The following is a 21,807-nucleotide window of genomic DNA, read 5'->3' as shown; positions in this document are numbered from 1 at the left end:
CAGGGATTTCGGTGTGGTCAGGAGGGCGTTGGGTGCAGGTCGCAATTGCGTCCGGCCTTGGCCAGTTGGCCGGGCACTTCATGGCCCAGCAGCTTGGGCAATCCTCGGGACAAGCGCAGCAGCAGCGGCAGATCGATGCCGGTGTGGATGCCAATTTCATCGCACAGGTTGACCAAGTCTTCGGTACAAATATTGCCCGAAGCACCCGGCGCGAACGGGCAACCACCGAGCCCGCCAAGCGCCGCGTCGAACCGTCGGGCACCGGCCTCGTAGGCCGCCAGCACGTTGCACAAGCCAAGGCCGCGAGTGTTGTGAAAATGCAGGGTCAAATCCGCAGGCGCAACCCGTTGCAAGACTCGACGGACCAAGCGGTCAACCTGTCGCGGATTAGCCATGCCAGTGGTGTCGGCCAAGGTAATGCCTTGAATCCCGAGTTCCTGATAGGCATCGACGATTTGCAGCACGCGATCCTCATCAATCTTGCCTTCGAACGGGCAGCCAAAGGTGGTGGCGATGCTGCCGTTGAGTCGCACCTGAATGCCCTTTATGTAGTGCACAATCTCGCCGAACGCGGCCAACGAGTCTTCGCAGCGCATGCGCATGTTTGCCAGGTTGTGGGTCTGGCTGGCGGACATTACCAGGTTCAGCTCATCGGCTTGCGTCGCCAATGCCCGTTGCGCACCCTTGAGATTTGGGATCAACGCGACGTAGATCACCCCCGGTTGCCGGGTGATGCCCTTGAACACCGACTCGCCATCGCGCAACGCCGGAATGGCTTTGGGCGACACGAACGAGCCGGCTTCGATACGGCTGAAACCGGCCAGCGACAGCTGATCGATCAGGGCAATCTTGTCGGCGGTTTCGACCCACGTCGGCTCAATCTGCAAACCGTCGCGCGGTGAGACTTCTTGAACAATCAGGGTTTGGGAAAAGTCAGTGATCATTGCACCACCCCTTCAGTTTTCAGGCGTTCGATATCGGAGTCCGTCAGGCCCAGCCCAGCGAGAATCCCGTCGGTGTGCTGACCCAGGCTTGGCCCCGACCAGTTCACCCCTCCGGGGGTTTCCGAAAGCTTTGGCACGATGCCCGGCATCTTCACTTTGGCGCCGCCCGGCAGGTCGGCACTGAGCAACATGTCCCGCGCCTGATAATGCGGATCGGCGACGATATCGGCCACCGAATAGATGCGCCCGGCGGGGACTTCGGCGGCTTCCAGCGCCGACAACACAGCGTCGATGGGCAGGCTGCTGGTCCAGTGGGTGATCGCGGCGTCGAGCACATTACTTTTCAACGCACGGCCATCGTTATGGGCGAACTCCGCTGCATCAGCCAGATCGCGCCGACCGATGACCTCCATCAAGCGCTTGTAGATCGGGTCACTATTGCCAGCGATCACCACATAAGCGCCATCGGCCGTCAGGTAGGTATTGGACGGGGCGATGCCCGGCAAGGCGCCACCGCTGCGCTCGCGAATATGGCCGAGCATGTCGTATTCCGGCACCAGGCTTTCCATGACATTGAATACGCTTTCGGCCAGCGACACATCGACCACTTGCCCACCGCCCTGCCCGGTCTTGACCCGCAGCAACGACATCAAGGCGCCAATCACCGCATGTAGCGACGCGAGGGAATCGCCGAGGCTGACGCCCACCCGCGCTGGCGGTGAACCGGGGGTGCCAGTGGTGTAGCGAATTCCGCCCATGGCCTCGCCGATCGCACCGAAACCCGGCCGATCACGGTAGGGGCCGGTCTGGCCATAACCGGAAATCCGCACCAGCGTCAGATTGGGATTGAGGGCGTGCAACACGTCCCAGCCCAAGCCCAGTTTTTCCAGCGCGCCAGGGCGCAGGTTTTCGATCAGCACGTCGGCACTGGTCGCCAGTTGCTTGACCAGTTCGATACCTTCGGGGGATTTGAGGTTGAGCGCCAGCGACTTCTTGTTGCGCGATTGCAGGTACCACCACAGCGACGTACCTTCGTGCAGCTTTCGCCACTTGCGCAGGGGATCGCCCTGGCCCATGGCTTCGATCTTGATCACCTCGGCGCCGAACTCGGCCAGCATGCGCGCGGCGAAAGGTGCGGCGATCAATGTGCCGATCTCGATCACTTTGATGGCGCTCAGTGGGGCAGTCATCGCGGGGTACCTCTTGTTCTTGGAATAGGTGCCAAGGCTAGAGGAGCGTGGGGTGAGGAATCCAACCTTCAGTTGGCAACGGGCGTTCGTGAAATGCGAACGCTCCGGGAGATTGCCGCGACCTCAGGTCCGCCATCGCGGGCAAGCCCTGCTCCTACAGTGGTTTTGTGAACACTGGAGATCCAATGTGGGAGCCGGGCTTGCCCGCGATGAGGCCGGCCCTACCAACGATAATCTCAGACCGCCCCGCGCAACTGCTCAAACAACATCCGACTCACCGGCGACAAACCCGCTTCATCCCGCACCACAATGATCAATGCCCGATCCGACCACTCATCCGTCAGCGGCACCGCGTGCAGCCCCAACGCCCGGCCAAACAACTCATAAGCCTTCTGCGGCAAAATCCCGATACCCATATTGGCCTGGACCATCCGGCACATTGCATCGAAACCCGGCACATGAATGCGCAACCGCAACACTTTGCCCGCCTGGCGCGCCGCGGCATGGGTGCGCATGTTGATCGAACTGGCGGCATGTAAACCGACGTAATCGCTGTCCAGCGTGTCCGCAAACGCCAGGCTCGAACGGCTGGCTAACGGATGATCAGGCAGCATCAACACCACCAGCTTGTCCTGCCGGTAAAGCTCGCTGTGCAAACCTTTGATGTCGCTGTCGATGGAGCAAATACCGAGGTCCGCCACACCGTCCAGCACCCCCTGAATCACCCCGCCGCTGGGGCGTTCTTCAAGGTCAGTCTTGACCTGCGGATGGCGCTCGGAAAAGTCCCGCAAGTCTTCGGGCAAAAACTGAATGATCGCCGACAGGTTGGCGAGCATGCGCACATAGCCGCGAATGCCGTGGCGGTGTTCGCCCAGTTCAAGGCCCATTTTTTCAACGTTGAACAGCATCTGTCGGGCATGGTGCAGCAAGGTTTCGCCGGCCGGCGTCAGGGTCATGCCTTTGGCCTGGCGCACGAAAAGGCTGATCCCCAGCACCTCTTCCAACTCCATCAAGCGCTTGCTGGCCGCCGACACCGCGATGGCTTCACGCACGGCGGCACGGGTCAGCGTGCCTTCTTCGTGGACGGCGACGAACAGCTGGAGGGTGATCAGGTCGAGACGGCGGATCAGGCTTTTTTGCAGCATGGAGGGCTCGATGACTTCTGTGCGGCTGAATGGGCAGGATAACCGGGTTTTGCCCCACATCCACACCGCCATCGCCCTACACATAAATCTCTTGTAACACTCAACCGAAGCGGAAACGGCCGATTCAGCGTCAATGTCGCACTCTGTAAAGTCTGGCAACACACACGGACGGCTTCACCACTCAAGGACAGACACTTCAAATGGACCAGACAACGCACGCGGCAAATACCTTCACCAACTATCGAAAACTGATCGCGCTGGCCGATCACGACTGGGAGGTCGCAGAAACCGGGAAAGTCGCGGGACTGAATGTCGACATCAGAAGCAGCAACCGCATGGTTGACCAGCACGGACGCGCGTTTCATCACTTCTGCACCACCTCATACCTGGGCCTGGATCACCATCCCGATCTGCTCGACGGCGCCATGACCACCTTGTGGGAAACCGGCACCCTGCGCGTCGCCAACTCAAAAAACCGCTGCAAACTGGCGATCCTCGAACAGTACGAAACCGAGCTGTCAGCGTTGTTCGGCGCCACCTGCCTGAGCACCTTGTCGTGCAGCGCGGCGAGTGCCGGCATCCTGCCGCTGCTGGCCAGCGGCGTGTTCACCGAGAACCGGCCGCCGGTGATGGTGTTTGACCGCTTGGCGCACTACTCGATGAATCACCTCAAAGCCGCCTGCGCCGATGAAACCAGGGTCGTGACCAGTCCGCACAACGACATGGACTTTCTGGAAACCCAGTGCCAGCAAAACACCAGGGTCGCGTACGTTGCCGACGGTGCGTACAGCATGGGCGGGGTCGCCGACATGGACAGTCTTTTGTACCTGAAGGACCGTTATGGGTTGTTTCTCTACCTCGACGACTCCCATGCGCTGTCCACCGTTGGCACATTCGGTGCCGGCCTGGTGCGCCCCAGGTTTCAGGCGCTGGAAGATGACGGCCTGATCGTTGCCTCATTGGCCAAGTCTTTTGGCGCCAGCGGCGGGCTGGTGATGCTGGGCAATGAACGGCAGAAAAAGCTGATTCAACGCTACGGCGGCCCCAGCAATTGGTCGCAAAGCCTGAACAGCGCGGCCATCGGTGCGGGCATAGCCTCCATCCAGTTGCATCAAACGCCGGCATTTGCCGCGTTGCAGGAAAAACTTCAGGTTAATATCCGGCTCTTTGACAGCCTGATCCGAACCGCACAGCACGGCAGCAACATGGCGATTCGCTTGATCCACTGCGGTGAAGCGACGCTGGCCAACCGCATCGCCATCGAGTTGGCCAATCTCGGCTTCTTTACCTCGGCGGTGTTTTTTCCGGTGGTCGCACAAGGCAAGGCTGCTCTGAAAATCACTTTACGGGCCGACATGGAACCCATGCTGATCCGCCATTTTTGTGAGCTCGTCACTGAGCTTTTATGCACAACCGCCGGGGATGTCGGCGACTGAACACCAAGGAAGATGTCATGAAGAGCCGCACCACCCTCCTCGTCACTTGCAGCACGGTTTTTCTTGCTCAACTGGGCATGAGTATTTACTTGCCGGCGCTGCCGGAGATGGCTCGGTATCTGTCCGCCGACGCCTCGCAAGTGTCCTGGGGCTTGGCGGTGTACTTGATCGGGATGGCGCTGCCGATGTTGTTCTGGGGTAGCCTCGGTCAGCGCATCGGTCGCAAGCCGGTATTGCTCGCGGCGCTCGGCATTTATGGGCTGGGCAATCTTGCACTGCCGCTGGGTCAGACCCTTGAATCATTCCTGATGTTTCGACTGATTCAGGGCATCGGCGCCAGCGGAATTTCGGTGATGGCCCGGGTGCTGATACGCGACAGCTTTCGCGGCGATCTGCTGGCGAAGGCGTTGTCGTGGATTTCGATTTCGTTCGTGGTGGCGCTGGGAATCGGCCAGTACCTGGGGTCGATTATTCAGGTGGCGCTAGGCTGGTCAGCGATCTTCTATCTGTTGGGGGGCGCGAGCCTGTTGATGGCGACGGTTGTGGCGCGGGTCCCGTTTGCGCTGCTGACCGAGGACAATGTGCAGTCGTCTGCGTGGCCAAGCTACTGGCGCATTCTGCGCAATCGAGCCTTCCTGCTACCGGCCCTCACCGGCGGCCTCGGTTATGGGGTGATCGTCGCCTTCAACACCGCCGCGCCGTTGATTCTGCAAGGTCCGTTCAATTGGTCGGCTGTGGAATACGGGCTGCTGGGCTGGCCGATCAGCGCGGCGTATTTTTTGGGGGCGTTGGGGGTCAATGGCTTGGTATTGCGCACCGGTCAGCGCCGATTGATGACGGCCGGCGTCGGGCTGGTGCTGGCCGGCAGCGCGGTGATGTTATTGGGCAGCGTCGCCGGCACCGCCATTGCGTTGCTGTTCTGGTTGCCCTATTGCGTGGCGGTATTCGGGCAGTCGCTGACCTACCCGATCAGCCTGTCGCTGGCCAACGACGGCTCACCGGTCGGCGGCGCCTATGCGATGGCCCTGAGCGGCTTTATTCATCAACTGATGGCGGCCGTGATTGGCGGGATCGCCAGCCTGATTGCCAGTCCGCAGGCGTGGCCACTGTCGCTGTTGTGCACGTTGCTGGCAGTGGGCGCGATGCTCTGCGTAATGCTCGCGCCGGGTCGCCAACCTACATGTTGATCTGACTCGATGCCCGGCCGTGATAAAGTCGCCGCCCATTAGCCCCTTTGCTTCGAGACGACCACCGCAATGACCGATTTCCAGGATGTTGATGCCCAACTTGAAGACTGGAACGCCTTGCGCGCCACCGCCTCTTTCAGCGGTTTGCTGGTAGGCAACGGCGCCAGCCGCGCCGTGTGGGACGATTTTGGTTACGACTCGCTGTTCGAGAATGCGCGCATCGTCGAAGAAAAACCCCTGAGCCAATCCGAGCTGAGCGTGTTCGAGGCGATGCAGACGCGCAGTTTCGAACAAGTCCTGAGCGCGCTGAAAACCACCAGCCGGGTCAACAAGGCGCTGGCCGTCAGCTCGGCCGCACCGCGCAATCGCTATTACGCGATCAAGGAAGCGCTGATCAACACCGTGCACGCCGTGCATATTCCATGGCGGCTGGTGGTGCCGTCGACCCTGGCGACTATTAGCCAGGAACTGGGCAACTATCGGACGGTGTTTACCACCAACTATGACTTGCTCAATTACTGGTCCATCCAGCACCAGCCGGACGCGATCACCGACCTGTTCCAAGGCACCGAGCCGGGCTTTGACCTGAGCGCCACGGCGACCGATAAAACCCGTTTGTTGTACTTGCACGGTGGGCTGCATCTGGTGCGCAATCAGGACGGCACGGCGCGCAAACTGATGTCGACCGAGGGCACGTTGCTCGGCAGTTTCGCGATCAACAATACGATCAAGACGCTGGACGACGTGCCGCTGTTTGTGAACGAAGGGCCGGCCCAGGACAAGCTCAAGACCATTCGCAGCTCGGATTATCTGTCGTTTTGTTATGACCAGTTATTGGGGCATGGCGACGGGTTGTGTGTCTTTGGTCATGCGTTGGGCGAGCAGGACAGCCATATCGTACATGCGCTGCGCCAGGCAAAACCAACGGTGGTGGCGATTTCGATTTATCCGCGCAGCAAAGCGTTTATTCAGCATCAGAAGCGGCATTACGCGAAGGTGTTTGAGGGGACCGGATCAGAATTGCGGTTTTATGATTCGAAGACGCATGTGCTGGGTAGTCCGAAGCTGGCTGTTCCAGTCGAGGTTTAGTAGCGACGCGGCTGGCCTCATCGCGAGCAGGTCGAATCGTCGCACCGTCGCTCCCACCTTTAATCGCGTTCATCCAGGACAAATGCGGTCGAAAGTGGGAGCGGTGGTTTGGTTCAGAGCACCGGCAAGGTCTTGTCCTTGATCACCGTGGTCGGCCCGTTGGCCTTCACACTGGCGATGCCTTTTTCCCGTGCGGCATCGGAGGAATAGGCTTCGCTGCTGCCGATGATTTCGTGGTTGGCGGCCTTGAGGTTGAAGTAAGGATGGCCATCCTTGGTGGTCTTTTTCTCGTAGCGTTCATCCAGCGGACTGTTCTTTTGCACCGAGGCAATGCCGTTGTCGGCCGCGCTGCGGGTGGTGTAATGCTCGCTGGACAGAATGGTTTCGGCATTGGCCGCCTTCAAGACAAACCGAAACTGGCCGCTGCTGGTTTTGCTCACTTCGTACCAACCGGACATGCTCTTTCTCCTTGGCAATTGAGAGGCTTCGCGCTTCAGAGTAAAGACCAGCCAGGGAAATCTGTCGCCTGTACCGACCTCATCGCGGGCAGGGTCGCAGCAAAAACACCCTACTTCGCCACCGCCCGAACCACCGACAACTCCGGCGATTGCACCCGCCGTTGACTCAGATAGCGCATACAACTCACCCGCAAAAACGACGCAAAATTCACCACTTCCCCGCGATAATCCATCACCTCCTCATACAGCTTGGCGATCAGCTGATTAGTGGTCATACCGTCGACTTCGGCGATTTCGCAGAGGATGTCCCAGAACTGATTCTCCAACCGCAGGGTGGTGACCACCCCGCAGATGCGCAGCGAGCGGGAGCGCGATTCGTAGAGGATCGGATCGGCCTTGACATAGAGCTCGCACATGGACAGGTCCCTCGTTACAGCGTGATTTTGGTGCCCAGCAACCCGAGGAAACCGGCAAGCCAGCTGGGGTGCGCCGGCCAGGCCGGGGCAGTGGCCAGATTGCCTTGAACGTGGCCCTGCGTCACCGGGATATCGATGAACGTACCGCCGGCCAGTCGCACTTCCGGGGCACAGGCCGGGTAAGCGCTGCACTCTCGCCCTTCGAGAACGCCGGCCGCCGCCAGCAGTTGCGCGCCATGACACACGGCAGCAATCGGCTTGCCGGCCTTGTCGAAGGCGCGCACCAAATCCAAAACTTTTTCATTCAGGCGCAGGTATTCCGGCGCACGGCCGCCGGGGATCAGCAGCGCGTCGTAGTCGGCTTCAGCGACCTTGGCGAAGTCGAAGTTCAGGGCGAACAAGTGGCCGGGCTTTTCGCTGTAGGTCTGGTCGCCTTCAAAATCGTGGATCGCCGTGCGCACGGTCTGGCCCGCGGTTTTGTCCGGGCAAACGGCGTGGACGGTATGACCGACCATCAGCAGTGCCTGGAACGGCACCATCACTTCGTAGTCTTCGACGTAATCGCCGACCAGCATCAGGATTTTTTTAGCAGCCATGGGGAGGACTCCTCTGGGGGAACATTCGCAGGAATATTCAAGGTAGTCCTTATCCAGAGGGTCGGGTAATAACCTGCTACTACCTGATGGACCGCGTCATCGTTCATCGCGGGCAAGTCGGATCGCCGCATCGCACGCTCCCACAGTGGATCTGTGTTTACAAATCTAATGTGGGAGCGTCCTCAAACTGTACGGATAACTCTGCGCGTAGCTGTAACAGCGCAGCCGGCGCGGTTTGTGGCTAGATGAAGACTCTTCCCCCACTCTGAATTCTGGTTGCCATCATGTCCTCGCGCGAAAACACCGGCATGGCCCTCGGCCTGCTCGGTGTTGTGATTTTCAGCCTCACCCTGCCCTTCACACGCATCGTCGTGCAGGAATTGCATCCGCTGCTCAACGGCCTCGGTCGTGCGTTGTTTGCGGCGGTGCCGGCGGCGATGCTGTTGCTGTGGCGACGTGAGAAATGGCCGAGCTGGAAACAAGTCAAAGGCCTGACGTTGGTGATCGCCGGGGTCATTCTGGGTTTTCCGGTGTTGTCGGCGTGGGCCATGCAAACCTTGCCGGCGTCCCATGGTGCCTTGGTCAATGGTCTGCAACCGCTGTGCGTGGCTCTGTACGCCGCGTGGTTGTCCCATGAACGACCGTCAAAAGCCTTCTGGGCCTGCGCCGCGCTGGGCAGTGCGTTGGTGCTCGGTTATGCGCTGATCAGCGGTGCGGGCAGTATTCAGACCGGTGATTTGCTGATGCTCGGGGCGATTGCGGTGGGTGGTTTGGGCTACGCCGAGGGCGGACGCCTGGCCAAGGAGATGGGCGGCTGGCAGGTGATCTGCTGGGCGCTGGTGCTGTCGACGCCGCTGTTGATCGGGCCGGTGGTGTACCTGGCGCTACAACATCAGGGCGAGATTTCGGCCAAGACCTGGTGGGCGTTTGGTTACGTTTCGCTGTTTTCGCAATTCTTCGGCTTCTTCGCCTGGTACGCAGGGCTGGCCATGGGCGGGATTGCTCGGGTCAGCCAGATTCAGCTGCTGCAGATCTTCTTCACCATCGCCTTCTCGGCGCTGTTCTTCGGCGAACACATCGAGCCGATCACCTGGCTGTTTGCTGCCGGGGTGATTGTGACGGTAATGCTGGGGCGCAAGACCGCGGTTAAACCCGCACGCATTGCCACCGCCTAAACTGTAGGAGCCCGGCTTGCCGGCGATGGCGTACTCGAAATCGCCATCGCCGGTAAGCCGGGCTCCTGCAGAACTTCGGTGTTTAGAGGTAGCCGTCGGAACGGAGCAGGGTTTCGAGACAGTGTTCGCTGATGTGGTAGAAATCCTTCAGTTCCTGAATCTTCACCAACAGCTGGGCCGGATCAACCGGCTCGGCGCGTTTGACCGCCAGGATCATCTTGTTCTTGTTGGTGTGGTCCAGCGAGATGAACTCGAACACCTTGGTTTCATAACCGCAGGCTTCGAGGAACAACGCGCGCAAACTGTCGGTAACCATTTCTGCTTGCTGACCCAAGTGCAAACCGTATTGCAGCATCGGCTTGAGCAGGGCCGGGCTCTGGATTTGCAGGCGGATCTGTTTGTGGCAACACGGCGAACACATGATGATCGAGGCGCCGGAACGGATGCCGGTGTGGATCGCGTAGTCGGTGGCGGTGTCGCAGGCATGCAGCGCGATCATCACGTCCAGTTCGCTCGGCGCCACGCTGCGCACGTCACCGCACTTGAACACCAGCCCCGGGTGCTCAAGCTTCGCGGCAGCGGCGTTGCACAGGTTGACCATTTCTTCGCGCAGCTCAACACCCGTCACCACGCCTTCGGCGTTCAAGGTGTTGCGCAGGTAGTCGTGGATGGCGAACGTCAGGTAACCCTTGCCCGACCCGAAATCCGCCACCTGCACCGGCTTGTCCAGCGCCAGCGGAGAAGTGGTCAGCGCATGGCTGAAGACTTCGATGAACTTGTTGATCTGCTTCCACTTGCGCGACATCGCCGGGATCAGCTCGTGCTTGCTATTGGTCACGCCGAGGTCTGCGAGGAACGGCCGGCTCAGGTCGAGGAAGCGGTTTTTCTCGCGGTTATGCTCGGCGGACGGCACTTCACGCAATTGCTGAGGTTTGCTCTTGAACAGCGAAGACTTGCCCTTTTTGCTGTATTCAAGCTGGGCTTCGTCGGTCAATGACAGTAAATGCGCATTTTTGAACGAGACTGGCAGCAACGCAGCGATAGTCGCGACGCCCTCTTCAAGCGGCAAGTTTTTGGTGATGTCGCGGGTTTTGTAACGGTAGACGAAGGACAGGCAAGGCTGATCCTTGACCGTCAGCTGCTTGATGATCAGGCGCTGCAAATCGGTTTCAGTGCCGACGTACTTGGCCAGTACCAGTTTGATGAAGGCGTTGGCGTCGAGGCTGGTTTGCAGCAAGTCGATGAACTGGGCGTGGTGATCCGGCGCGAGGCTGGCGGGAGTGACGGTGACAGACATGGAAAAACGGCCTCGGGCGGAGCGGATCGGGGAATGGCGGGTATTTTAGGGGGGATGTGGATGCAGGGCACGGGGAATTTCCCGAACGGCGCGATCTGTAGCCGCTGGCGCAGGCGTCGCCAGCGGCTACAAGGAATGTGTAGCGGCCAAGACTCAGCCTAAAACCACCAATCGATTCGGCAGTTCATTGCGCACCTGCGTCACCGGCACATGCACTTTGAGCAATTCGCCACACGCCTCGATGCAGGTCACAAACCCTTGCAACGTCTGCCCCTGTTTCACCTGCTGGGTGAACACCGCCACAATCGAATCCCAATTTTTGTTGTCCAGCCGTTGGGAAATTCCTTCATCCACCAGGATTTCCACATAGCGCTCCGCCTCGCAGACAAAAATCAGCATCCCGGTGCTGCCAACCGTGTGGTGCAGGTTTTGCTCCAGGAATTGCCGGCGCGCCAGGTTCGAGGCGCGCCAGTGCCGCACTGAACGCGGAACAAGGTGCGTGGTGACTTTGGGGAGGCGGAACACCAGGCACAGCACGACAAAGGTGATCCATTGCACCAGCAGCAAACTGTGCAGGGTCAGCCAGCCGGTCAGGTAATGCACGATACCCGGCACCATCAGCGCCAGCAGGCTGGCCCACAGCAGCGGAATGTACGCATAGTCGTCGGCGCGGGCGGCAAGCACAGTCACCAGTTCGGCGTCGGTGTCGCGCTCGACCCGGGCAATCGCCTCGGCGACTTTGCGTTGTTCGTGTTCAGTCAGTAATGCCATGTTGAAAAGTGCCTGCTCATTATTGTTATCACCAGCCGCCCGACGAACCGCCGCCCCCGAAACTGCCCCCGCCGCCGCTGAAGCCCCCGCCTCCACCGCCGCCACCACCAAAACCACCGCCGCCAAAACCACCGCTTGAACCGCCCGACCCTCCTCGGCCGGCGGGCAGAATTCCGAGCATCTGCAAGACAAAAAAAGTCAGGATGAACAGCATCACCAGAAACACAACAACACCGGGATGCCGCGCAACGAAGTCGCTGTTTTCATCACCTCGCGGCTCATAGACCGTCGACGGTTCATCCAGCGAACTGCCACCCAACACCACCAGCATCGCCGCGACCCCGTCGCTGATGCCTTTACTGAAGTTGCCGGCCTTGAACGCGGGGGTGATTACCTGATTGATGATCACCGAGCTTTGCGCGTCGGTCAGGCGGTCTTCGAGGCCATACCCGACTTCGATGCGCAATTTACGCTCATCGCGCGCGACGATCAGCAGCGCGCCGTTATTTTTATCTTTCTGGCCAATGCCCCATGCTCGACCTAGTTGGTAGCCAAAATCCGCGATATCGGCGCCTTGCAAGTCCGGCAGCGTGACCACCACCAACTGCTCGCCGGTGGCGGTTTCATGGGCCTTGAGTTGCTGGGTCAGCTGCTCGCGCACCGACGGCTCGATCATCTGGGCGTTATCGACCACCCGCCCGGTCAGTGACGGAAACTTCAACTCGGCCTGCGCCGTCAGGGCACACACCCAGAGCGCCAGCATCAGCCCCACTTTCAACACGCGCATTGACGACCTCATCCGTGGTGATGCTTCAGCCGATCAAAATTTCACTTCGGGCGCCTTGTCGGCATCCGGCGTGGTCGCCTCGAAGGTTTCGCGGATCGGCAAATCGCTGTACATCAAGGTGTGCCACAGGCGACCGGGAAAGGTGCGGATTTCAGTGTTGTATTTCTGCACCGCGAGGATGAAATCACGCCGCGCCACGGCGATGCGGTTCTCGGTGCCTTCAAGTTGCGACTGCAATGCGAGGAAGTTCTGGTTGGCCTTGAGGTCCGGATAACGTTCGGAAACCACCATCAAACGGCTCAAGGCACCGGTCAGTTGATCCTGGGCTTGCTGGAACTGTTTGAGTTTTTCCGGGTTATCCAGCGTCTTGGCGTCCACTTGAATGGACGTCGCCTTGGCCCGTGCTTCGATCACTGCGGTCAGGGTTTCTTCTTCATGCCTGGCGTAGCCTTTGACGGTTTCCACCAGATTGGGGATCAAATCGGCGCGGCGCTGATACTGGTTTTGCACCTGGCCCCACGCGGCTTTGGCCTGTTCGTCGAGGGTCGGAATCGTGTTGATGCCACAGCCCGCGAGCAATGTGGTCAGCAACATCAAGGCTGCAACCTGCAGGCTTGAGCGATAGTGGTGTCTTGCATTCATCTGGGTCACTCCCTGGCACATTCCGTTGAAAAACAACCTGTACCCTTCTGACTGGGCACTTGGGGCATAATCTGCCGCCGCCACTGGATTGCATCGAGCCAATGGGCTAAAAGATGCCCCCAGCGCAAGACACTGCGCAAGTGTGCATGCATTTACTTGAACAACAATAGTCGCTCCCTAACTTTTGGCTGATCGGCGCGTATTCACGGCCGTTTAGGCTTTTGAGAAAACCATTCATGAAGAAGCTGTGTTTGCTGGGCCTGCTCGTCAGCCTGGCCAGTCATAACGTATTGGCCGCCACGATGCCCGCACCTCTAGAGAACAAGGACGCCTTCATCAGCAACCTGATGGAGCAGATGACCCTCGATGAAAAGATCGGCCAGTTGCGCCTGATCAGCATCGGCCCGGAAATGCCACGCGAGCTGATCCGCAAGGAAATCGCGGCCGGCAACATCGGCGGCACGTTCAACTCGATCACCCGCCCGGAAAACCGTCCGATGCAGGACGCGGCCATGCGCAGCCGCTTGAAGATCCCGATGTTCTTCGCCTATGACGTGATCCACGGCCACCGCACCATTTTCCCGATCCCGCTGGCCCTGGCCTCGAGCTGGGACATGGACGCCATTGCCCTGTCCGGGCGCATCGCCGCCAAGGAAGCCTCATCGGACGGCGTCGACCTCACCTTCGCTCCGATGGTCGACATCTCCCGCGACCCGCGTTGGGGCCGTACTTCCGAAGGCTTCGGTGAAGACACCTACCTGGTGTCGCGCATTGCCGGCGTCATGGTCAAGGCCTTCCAGGGCACCGGTGCCAACGCAGCCGACAGCATCATGGCCAGCGTCAAGCACTTTGCCTTGTATGGCGCGGTCGAGGGCGGTCGCGATTACAACGTGGTCGACATGAGCCCGGTCAAAATGTACCAGGACTACCTGCCCCCTTACCGTGCGGCGATTGACGCCGGTGCCGGCGGGGTAATGGTTGCCCTGAACTCGATCAACGGCGTGCCGGCCACCGCCAACACCTGGCTGATGAACGACCTGTTGCGCAAGGAATGGGGCTTCAAAGGCCTGGCCGTCAGCGACCATGGGGCGATATTCGAGCTGATCAAGCACGGCGTCGCCACTGACGGTCGCGAAGCCGCGAAGCTGGCGATCAAGGCCGGCATCGACATGAGCATGAACGACACCCTGTACGGCAAAGAGCTGCCGGGGCTGTTGAAGTCGGGCGAGATCGAGCAACGCGACATCGACAACGCCGTGCGTGAAGTGCTCGCCGCCAAGTACGACATGGGCCTGTTCAAGGACCCGTACCTGCGCATCGGCAAGGCTGAAGATGATCCGGCCGACACCAACGCCGACAGCCGTCTGCACCGCGCCGAGGCCCGCGATGTCGCGCGCCGCAGCATGGTGTTGCTGAAGAACCAGAACGAAACCCTGCCGCTGAAGAAAAGCGCAAAAATCGCCTTGGTCGGCCCGCTGGCCAAAGCGCCTATCGACATGATGGGCAGCTGGGCTGCTAATGGCAGACCGGCGCAATCGGTGACCCTGTTCGACGGCATGACCAACGCACTGGGCGCGCAATCGACGCTGATCTACGCCCGTGGCGCAAACATCACCAGCGACAAGAAGATCCTGGATTACCTGAACTTCCTCAACTTCGACGCCCTGGAAGTGGTGGATGATCCGCGTCCGGCCAACGTGCTGATCGACGAAGCGGTGAAAGCCGCCAAAGACGCTGACATCGTGGTGGCAGCGGTGGGCGAATCCCGTGGCATGTCCCACGAATCGTCGAGCCGCACGGACATCAACATTCCGCAAAACCAGCGTGAACTGATCCGCGCCTTGAAAGCCACCGGCAAACCGCTGGTGCTGGTGTTGATGAATGGCCGTCCGCTGTCGATTCTCGAAGAGAACGAACAGGCTGACGCGATTCTGGAAACCTGGTTCAGCGGCACCGAAGGCGGCAACGCCATCGCCGACGTGCTGTTTGGCGACTACAACCCATCGGGCAAACTGCCGATCACCATCCCGCGCTCGGTGGGTCAGATTCCGACCTACTACAACCACCTGAGCATCGGCCGGCCCTTCACGCCGGGCAAACCGGGCAACTACACCTCGCAGTATCTCGATGACACCACCGGCCCCCTGTTCCCGTTCGGCTTCGGTCTGAGCTACACCGACTTCAGCCTGAGCAATATGGCCCTGTCGTCGACCACGCTGAACAAGACCGGCAAGCTCGACGCCAGCGTCACGGTGAAAAACACCGGCAAGCGTGACGGCGAAACCGTGGTGCAGTTGTACATCCAGGACGTGACCGGCTCGATGATCCGACCGCTCAAAGAACTGAAGAACTTCCAGAAAGTCATGCTCAAGGCCGGCGAACAGAAAGTCCTGCACTTCACCATCACTGAGGATGACCTGAAGTTCTACAACACCCAGCTCAAGTATGCTGCCGAGCCGGGCAAGTTCAATGTGCAGATCGGCCTGGATTCCCAGGACGTGACACAGCAGAGCTTTGAATTGCTGTAATCCCCCAGGCAACGCATACCCACTGTGGGAGCCGAGCTTGCTCGCGATGAGGCCATATCATCCAACACCTATGTTGACTGGTACACCGCCATCGCGAGCAAGCTCGGCTCCCACAGTGGTTTTCCCACAGTGTTTTTTTTGGTGTTACGGCTATCTGCGGCCATCCAGCAGGTTCACCACCAGCCGATCCACCCATCCCCAGATCCGTTGCTTGACCCGCCGCCACAGCGGTCGGCGTTGCCATGCCTCCAGGCTGACCTCCTGGCTCTGCGCAAAGTCGCGCTCGAAACTCCCCGCCACTGCCAGCGTCAGCCCTGGGTCCAGCGCTTCAAGGTTGGCTTCCAGGTTAAAGCGCAAATTCCAATGGTCGAAATTGCATGAGCCGATGCTCACCCAGTCATCGATCAAGACCATTTTCAGGTGCAGGAAACACGGCTGGTATTCAAAAATTTTCACCCCGGCCTTGAGCAGTCGCGGGTAATAGCGATGCCCGGCGTAGCGCACCGATGGGTGATCGGTGCGCGGCCCGGTCAGCAGCAGGCGCACATCGACGCCTCGACTGGCGGCACGACGCAGTGAGCGGCGGACTTTCCAGGTCGGCAGGAAGTACGGCGTCGCCAGCCAGATCCGTTGCTGGCCGCTGTTCAACGCGCGAACCAGCGATTGCAGAATGTCGCGGTGCTGGCGGGCGTCGGCATAGGCCACCCGGCCCATGCCCTCACCCATCGACGGCACTCGCGGCAGGCGCGGCAAGCCGAAGTGCGAGGCAGGCTTCCAGGCTCGCCGATGGCGGTTGGCGATCCACTGGCGGTCGAACAACAATTGCCAGTCAATGACCAATGGCCCGGTGATCTCCACCATCACCTCGTGCCATTCGCTGGTGTCTTCACCCGGCGTCCAGAACTCATCGGTGACGCCCGTGCCACCGACCACCGCCAGGCTTTGATCCACCAGCAACAGCTTGCGGTGATCGCGGTAAAAGTTGCCGACCCAACGGCGCCAGCTCAGGCGATTGTAGAAACGCAGTTCGACCCCGGCCGCCATCAGGCGCTGACGCAAGGTCAGGGTGAACGCCAGGCTGCCATAGTCATCGAACAGGCAGCGCACACGCACACCGCGCTCAGCCGCCGAAACCAATGCTTGCACCATGGCCTCGGCGCAGGCGCCCGCCTCCACCAGATACAGCTCCAGTTCGACCTGTTCTTCGGCGCGGGCAATTGCTACCAGCATGCGCGGGAAGAACTGCGGACCGTCGACCAGCAGTTCAAAATGGTTGCCTTCACGCCAGGGAAAGATTGCGCCGGCCATGTCAGCGCGCCGTGAAAATCAATACCGCACCCACCGGCACCGACAGACTGATGGCCGACAAACCGGCGACCTTGCGCAATGCTTCCAGTCCAGGTGCCAAATCGAAGTCTTCGGCATTGATGACCAGTGGCTCGAGCGTTACCACCTGAAAGCGTCGATCGTCGAGACGCGTCGCCAGCAGTTCGGCGTTGTATGAGTGTTGCTTGCCATGCAGGTTGACGGTCAGCGGCAAGCGCAATTCCAACTGCGCGCCAGGCGCGAGGTCGTTGATGGGGCGTAGATCAATCTGCGTGGTGATCAACGCTTCGGGGAAGGTCTGGATCTCGAACAACTCCTTGCGCATGCGTTCATCGCGCAACGGGATGCCACTGTTGACCGACTCCAGTTCGACTTGCACCTCGGCCAGGCCATTGGCATCGACTTTGCCATGCAGCACCAGAAAGCGCTGCACTTCAGAGATGTTGGTGTTTTTGGTGCTGATGAACGACAGCCGCGAGGACTCGCCGTCCAGATACCAATCGGCATGGGCCGACAGCGTGGTGCCGGCCAACAGCAGGAACGTGAGGGTTTTGCGCAGGGAGCGGTTGAACATAGAGACTCGTGGGGCAGATAAACCTGCACGAACCTTAACCGCACGTGAGCCAATTGCAAACTTGCTACGGGATCAGGCGGCATCCTTGGCGTTCGCCGACCCACGCGGCGCTGTTGCTGCGGCCCATGCCACTGACCGTCACGCGTTTGCTGGCGGCGTCATCGACAAAGCGGCTGGTGGGCAGCCACTGCTTTACATAGCTGTGGCAATACCCGGCCTCGTTGTTCATCGCATACCGGCACGAGCAATATTCCTTGGCGGTGTAGGCGCTGATGATGTCGGGGAAGGCCCACAGCGCCACCCCCTCCTGCCAGATCCAGCCGAGCAACGCGACCAGCAATACCAGGAACAACGCGCTGAACGGTCTACGTCGAAGAAGACTCATGGCTGCACCCTTGGAGCAAACGCCTTGAGCGCGAGCCTGAGCAAATCGTTGTGCTGGTAGCTGCCGTCGCGATCATCGCCGTAGCGCACGATCACCAGGTTTTCACTGGGGATCACATACATCGCCTGGCCCCAATGGCCCAGCGCCGCGAAGGTATCGGCAGGCGCGTCGGCCCAGGGTTGTGCCGCCCCTTCCACCGCGCGGTTGAGCCACCATTGACCTCCGGGCACGGCGTCATCCTGATGGGCTTGATAGTGGGCGAACGGTTCGCGATTGAAGGCGATCCAGTCTTTGGGCAGCCATTGGCGGTCCTGCCAGCGCCCGTCGCGCGCCATCAACAAACCGACTCGCGCCAGATCCCGAGCCGTGAGGTAGGCGTAGGACGAAGCAACGAAGGTGCCCGTGGCATCGGTTTCCCAAACGGCATGACGGATGCCCAATGGCTCGAACAACGCGGTCCATGGATAGTCCGGATAACGTGCCGGACCGACGATGTTTTTCAGCGCGGCGGACAGCAGATTGCTGTCACCGCTGGAGTACCGAAAGGCCTGACCGGGTTTAGTGTACTCGGCGTGATCGGCAGTAAAGGCGGCCATGTCCTGATGTCCACGGGTGTAGAGCATGGCCACCACCGAGGACTTTAACGGCGCATATTCGTAGTCTTCCTGCCAGTCCAGGCCCGAGGCCCAATGCAACAGGTCGGCCATGGTGATGCCGGGGTGTTTTTGCATCGGTGGATAAAACGTCTGCACCGAATCCTGGAGTTTGAACAGGCCTTCGCCATACGCCACCCCCAGCACCGTGGCCATGAGGCTTTTGCTGATGGACCACGTCAGGTGTGGTGTGTCGGCGGTGGTCGGGCCGGCGTAGCGTTCGTAGATCAACTGGCCGTCGCGGATCACCAGCAACGCGTCAGTGCGGATGCCTTTTCGGGTGCTGTCATCGCGGAGTGGGAAGGCGAAGGTTTCCAGGGCCTGGAGCGCTGGCCCGGTGCTTTTCGGGCCGATGGTCCATTGCTCGGCCGGCCAGTTTTCGGCGTGGGCTGTGAGACTGAGCAGCAGCAGGACAATCAGGGACAAGCCTTTGAACATGGCGTGGGCTCGGAGGGATTAACGTGCAGAGCCTAGTTGAGGTTGATGACAGTTTTGGAGTTTGTGTTGTCTGTCAGACCGCCTTCGCTGGCAAGCCAGCTCCTACAGGGGAATGCATTTCAAACTGTAGGAGCGGGCTTGCCCCGGGCGGCGTTCCGACGAAGGGGCCAGTCAGATCACCGCCAACGCTTTGTCCAATCGCTTACCCCTGGCGCCCGCCGCCAAATCCATCACCAGCCGATCGCGCTGCCACATTGCCGCCCAATGCGGCGGCCCGTCGGCCAGCGCCTGATCAATCTCGGCCTTGAGCCCCTCGAACTGGGCAAATAACCCACCCAGTAACACATGCCCGGCAGGATTGTTCGGTGCCTGACGGCTGACTTCCGCGCACCCGGCCAGCAGCGCCAGTAACCGCAGTTGCAAGGCTTGCGGCCAGTCGCTGTCCTGACCAATGCCATACAGCCACGCGGTCAGGGCGCTCAATACGTACACATCTTCAAGGGTGCGGAACGGTTTGACGTAAGCATCCCAACCGTCCCCCGCCAACAACTCGCACAGGGCATTGTCGAGAAACAACCGGCCGTGGCTGATGTCCGGTATCAGTGCGACGGCCGGGAGTTTTTCCAGGCGCACGCCCGGTTCATCGGGGTAGACCACCGCCAGGCTCAGGCGCGCAGCCTCGCCGGGCGCTTCGCTGCGGGCGGCGATCAACAGCCACTCGGCGGCATCACCGGCGGTGACGAAATCCTTGCGCCCGCTCAGGCGCAAATCGGTGAGGCGGGTTTGCATGTCTGCCGGCCGCAGGCTGCGCTGTTCGGTCGCGCACAACGCGCCGAGGCTCAGCGGCGCGCTCGGCCAGAGCATCCGCAGCGCCGCCTGATACCCCACCAGAAACGCCAGCCCCGGCGTGGCCATCAGGCGTGCGCCCGCCACTGCCAACTCGAACGGCGTCACCGTGCCCAATTGATTCAACAAGGTCGCGAAACCTTCCGCCAGGTCCGGGTTGGCGGGCAGGCGTTCGCGGCGCTTCAACAGGGTTTGCCAGGGCATAAGAGGCTCCTCGTGGGCTGTCATATAAGCATCACCAAAGCTTAATGGCGATGACACTGGGGCTACTTAGCCTGACCTTGCACAAAACGGCCACATAAAGAAAGTCGATCCGCTGTAACCCACGTCAGGTGAACAGCCCGCAAGGAGATTTGCAATGACTCAGATCGCCCGCATCAGCGACACCGGCAACGACCGCCGCCTGCAAGCCGAACGACTGATCGGCAGCAAGGCCTTGCAGGAAGCTCAGGCCTTGCGCTTCAACGTGTTCAGTGGCGAATTCAACGCCAGACTGAAGGGCGCCGAGCTGGGTCTGGACATGGATGACTATGATGTTCACTGCGCCCACATCGGTGTGCGTGACTTGAACACCGGTCGTCTGGTGGCGACCACCCGTTTGCTCGACCACACGGCGGCCAGCAGCCTGGGCAAGTTCTACAGCGAAGAAGAATTCAGCCTGCACGGCCTGGTGCACCTCAAAGGCCCGATTCTGGAAATCGGCCGTACCTGCGTCGACCCGGCCTACCGTAACGGCGGCACCATCGCCGTGCTCTGGGGTGAACTGGCTGAGGTGTTGAATCAGGGCGGCTACAGCTATTTGATGGGGTGCGCGAGCATTCCGATGCAGGACGGCGGCATTCAGGCCCACGCGATCATGCAGCGTCTGCGCGAACGCTACCTGTGCACCGAACACCTGCGCGCCGAACCGAAAAAGCCGCTGCCGAGCCTGGATATCCCCTCCAACGTCATCGCCGAAATGCCGCCGCTGCTCAAGGCCTACATGCGCCTCGGCGCGAAGATCTGCGGCGAGCCGTGCTGGGACGAAGACTTCCAGGTCGCCGACGTGTTCATCCTGCTCAAGCGCGACGAGCTCTGCCCGCGTTACGCCAAGCACTTCAAGGCGGCCATGTGATGAACCGCTTGCGGGTGTACGCGCGGATTGCGCGAGTGCTGGTGGTGGTCGCACTGGGTTTGAGCATGGCCGGCGTGTTCGGATTGTTCGAGCGGATGGGCATCGCCCACTCGATGGTCCGCCGCCAGCGCTGGTCGCGATTTTTCATGGCGCGGTTGAGCAATGCCCTGCCCTTCCAAGTCACCGTGCATGGCGAGTTGCCTAAAGCGCCGATGCTCTGGGTCAGCAATCATGTGTCCTGGACCGACATCCCTCTGCTGGGCATGCTCACGCCGCTGTCATTTCTGTCCAAGGCCGAAGTGCGTACCTGGCCGGTGGCGGGCTGGTTGGCGGCCAAGGCCGGCAGTCTGTTTATCCGTCGTGGGTCGGGCGACAGTCAGCTGATTCGCAAACAAATGACCCGCCACCTGGAACAGGCCCATCCGCTGCTGATGTTCCCGGAAGGCACCACCACCGATGGCCGTTCGTTGCGCACGTTTCATGGGCGCTTGCTGTCGGCGGCGATTGATTCAGAGGTGCAGCTGCAACCGGTGGCTATTCGTTACCTGCGCGGTGGCAAGCTTGATTCGCTGGCACCGTTTATTGGTGACGATGATTTGCTGTCGCACTTGATGCGTTTGTTTGCCAATGACCAGGGGAATGTGGAGATCCACCTGCTCAAGCCGATTGCTTGCGAAGGCCGGGAGCGTGCCGCGCTGGCGTTCGAGGCGCAGCAATCGGTGCAGAAAGCGTTGTTTGGGGCGATTCCAGAGAAGCAGGAAGCGCCAATGCGCCCCGCAATCGCCGCTTAAACACACATCCCCCGTGGGA

Annotated in this window: 22 protein-coding genes; 7 read left to right on the top strand and 15 right to left on the bottom strand. The window is 60.4% G+C overall.

Going from position 1 to position 21,807, the window contains the following annotated elements; translation table 11 throughout:
• Positions 1–17: 17 nt before the first annotated feature.
• From ACA048_RS06550 to ACA048_RS06540, 3 genes are all read right to left on the bottom strand, one after another.
• The gene (locus ACA048_RS06550; protein ID WP_497628424.1) at positions 18–944 is read right to left on the bottom strand and encodes a hydroxymethylglutaryl-CoA lyase; all 927 of its coding nucleotides are present in this window, start codon (positions 942–944) and stop codon (positions 18–20) included.
• The gene (locus ACA048_RS06545; protein WP_497628423.1) at positions 941–2,134 is read right to left on the bottom strand and encodes a CaiB/BaiF CoA transferase family protein; all 1,194 of its coding nucleotides are present in this window, start codon (positions 2,132–2,134) and stop codon (positions 941–943) included. The genes ACA048_RS06550 and ACA048_RS06545 overlap by 4 nt, the downstream gene beginning before the upstream one ends.
• Before the next feature lie 236 nt (positions 2,135–2,370).
• On the bottom strand, positions 2,371–3,279 hold the full coding sequence (locus tag ACA048_RS06540) for a LysR family transcriptional regulator (protein WP_497628422.1): 909 nt from the start codon (positions 3,277–3,279) through the stop codon (positions 2,371–2,373).
• A gap of 200 nt (positions 3,280–3,479) precedes the next feature.
• Here ACA048_RS06540 and ACA048_RS06535 point away from each other — a divergent pair, with 200 nt between their 5' ends.
• From ACA048_RS06535 to ACA048_RS06525, 3 genes are all read left to right on the top strand, one after another.
• Entirely contained in the window at positions 3,480–4,715 is a 1,236-nt protein-coding gene (locus ACA048_RS06535; protein ID WP_497628421.1) for an aminotransferase class I/II-fold pyridoxal phosphate-dependent enzyme, read from the top strand.
• Between the two features lie 17 nt (positions 4,716–4,732).
• A complete protein-coding gene (locus tag ACA048_RS06530; RefSeq protein WP_497628420.1) occupies positions 4,733–5,902 on the top strand; it encodes a multidrug effflux MFS transporter in 1,170 nt (389 codons plus the stop codon).
• Positions 5,903–5,971: 69 nt separating this feature from the next.
• Positions 5,972–6,991 carry a DUF4917 family protein gene (locus ACA048_RS06525; RefSeq protein WP_497628419.1) on the top strand — a complete coding sequence of 340 codons (1,020 nt, stop codon included), beginning with the start codon at positions 5,972–5,974 and terminating at the stop codon, positions 6,989–6,991.
• 113 nt (positions 6,992–7,104) lie between these two features.
• On the opposite strand, the gene ACA048_RS06520 is transcribed toward ACA048_RS06525, so the two are convergent.
• From ACA048_RS06520 to ACA048_RS06510, 3 genes are all read right to left on the bottom strand, one after another.
• The gene (locus tag ACA048_RS06520; protein WP_452625240.1) at positions 7,105–7,449 is read right to left on the bottom strand and encodes a YegP family protein; all 345 of its coding nucleotides are present in this window, start codon (positions 7,447–7,449) and stop codon (positions 7,105–7,107) included.
• Positions 7,450–7,559: 110 nt separating this feature from the next.
• The gene (locus ACA048_RS06515; protein WP_497628418.1) at positions 7,560–7,865 is read right to left on the bottom strand and encodes a ribbon-helix-helix domain-containing protein; all 306 of its coding nucleotides are present in this window, start codon (positions 7,863–7,865) and stop codon (positions 7,560–7,562) included.
• A 14-nt stretch (positions 7,866–7,879) separates the two neighbouring features.
• Positions 7,880–8,461, bottom strand: a complete 582-nt coding sequence (locus ACA048_RS06510) for a DJ-1/PfpI family protein (protein ID WP_452625238.1) — start codon at positions 8,459–8,461, stop codon at positions 7,880–7,882.
• A gap of 284 nt (positions 8,462–8,745) precedes the next feature.
• Between ACA048_RS06510 and ACA048_RS06505 the strand changes: the two genes are divergently transcribed.
• Complete coding sequence (locus tag ACA048_RS06505; protein WP_497628417.1) at positions 8,746–9,636, top strand: DMT family transporter; 891 nt, start codon at positions 8,746–8,748, stop codon at positions 9,634–9,636.
• 82 nt (positions 9,637–9,718) lie between these two features.
• Here ACA048_RS06505 and ACA048_RS06500 read toward each other — a convergent pair whose 3' ends face one another.
• The 4 genes from ACA048_RS06500 to ACA048_RS06485 form a co-directional block, all read right to left on the bottom strand.
• Positions 9,719–10,933 (bottom strand): class I SAM-dependent methyltransferase, encoded by a 1,215-nt coding sequence (locus tag ACA048_RS06500; protein ID WP_497628416.1) that lies wholly within the window; start codon positions 10,931–10,933, stop codon positions 9,719–9,721.
• 153 nt (positions 10,934–11,086) lie between these two features.
• Positions 11,087–11,704: a TPM domain-containing protein gene (locus ACA048_RS06495; RefSeq protein WP_497628415.1), complete on the bottom strand. Its 618-nt coding sequence runs from the start codon at positions 11,702–11,704 to the stop codon at positions 11,087–11,089.
• A gap of 28 nt (positions 11,705–11,732) precedes the next feature.
• Positions 11,733–12,491 (bottom strand): TPM domain-containing protein, encoded by a 759-nt coding sequence (locus ACA048_RS06490; protein WP_497628414.1) that lies wholly within the window; start codon positions 12,489–12,491, stop codon positions 11,733–11,735.
• 33 nt (positions 12,492–12,524) lie between these two features.
• Positions 12,525–13,133: a LemA family protein gene (locus tag ACA048_RS06485; RefSeq protein WP_497628413.1), complete on the bottom strand. Its 609-nt coding sequence runs from the start codon at positions 13,131–13,133 to the stop codon at positions 12,525–12,527.
• A gap of 236 nt (positions 13,134–13,369) precedes the next feature.
• On the opposite strand from ACA048_RS06485, the gene bglX reads away from it, so the two are divergent.
• Positions 13,370–15,661: a beta-glucosidase BglX gene (gene bglX, locus ACA048_RS06480; protein ID WP_497628412.1), complete on the top strand. Its 2,292-nt coding sequence runs from the start codon at positions 13,370–13,372 to the stop codon at positions 15,659–15,661.
• 150 nt (positions 15,662–15,811) lie between these two features.
• On the opposite strand, the gene ACA048_RS06475 is transcribed toward bglX, so the two are convergent.
• The 5 genes from ACA048_RS06475 to ACA048_RS06455 all read right to left on the bottom strand — a co-directional run bounded on the left by ACA048_RS06475 (position 15,812) and on the right by ACA048_RS06455 (position 20,087).
• On the bottom strand, positions 15,812–16,969 hold the full coding sequence (locus ACA048_RS06475) for a phospholipase D-like domain-containing protein (RefSeq protein ID WP_497628411.1): 1,158 nt from the start codon (positions 16,967–16,969) through the stop codon (positions 15,812–15,814).
• 1 nt (position 16,970) lies between these two features.
• The gene (locus ACA048_RS06470; RefSeq protein WP_497628410.1) at positions 16,971–17,561 is read right to left on the bottom strand and encodes a YceI family protein; all 591 of its coding nucleotides are present in this window, start codon (positions 17,559–17,561) and stop codon (positions 16,971–16,973) included.
• Positions 17,562–17,625: 64 nt separating this feature from the next.
• Complete coding sequence (locus ACA048_RS06465) at positions 17,626–17,946, bottom strand: amidase (RefSeq protein ID WP_497628409.1); 321 nt, start codon at positions 17,944–17,946, stop codon at positions 17,626–17,628.
• Positions 17,943–19,037 (bottom strand): serine hydrolase domain-containing protein, encoded by a 1,095-nt coding sequence (locus ACA048_RS06460; protein WP_497628408.1) that lies wholly within the window; start codon positions 19,035–19,037, stop codon positions 17,943–17,945. Before ACA048_RS06460 ends, ACA048_RS06465 begins: the two co-directional genes overlap by 4 nt.
• 171 nt (positions 19,038–19,208) lie before the next feature.
• On the bottom strand, positions 19,209–20,087 hold the full coding sequence (locus tag ACA048_RS06455; RefSeq protein WP_497628407.1) for an acyl-CoA dehydrogenase middle domain-containing protein: 879 nt from the start codon (positions 20,085–20,087) through the stop codon (positions 19,209–19,211).
• Positions 20,088–20,241: 154 nt separating this feature from the next.
• On the opposite strand from ACA048_RS06455, the gene olsB reads away from it, so the two are divergent.
• Together olsB and ACA048_RS06445 are read left to right on the top strand one after the other, a co-directional pair.
• Positions 20,242–20,997: an L-ornithine N(alpha)-acyltransferase gene (gene olsB, locus ACA048_RS06450; RefSeq protein WP_497628406.1), complete on the top strand. Its 756-nt coding sequence runs from the start codon at positions 20,242–20,244 to the stop codon at positions 20,995–20,997.
• A complete protein-coding gene (locus ACA048_RS06445; RefSeq protein WP_497628405.1) occupies positions 20,997–21,788 on the top strand; it encodes a lysophospholipid acyltransferase family protein in 792 nt (263 codons plus the stop codon). The genes olsB and ACA048_RS06445 overlap by 1 nt, the downstream gene beginning before the upstream one ends.
• Positions 21,789–21,807: the final 19 nt, after the last annotated feature.

It is taken from the genome of Pseudomonas sp. LBUM1659 (genome assembly GCF_059716045.1).
The sequence above is the reverse complement of the archived record's forward strand: the minus strand, read 5'-3'. Positions and strand labels throughout refer to the sequence as shown.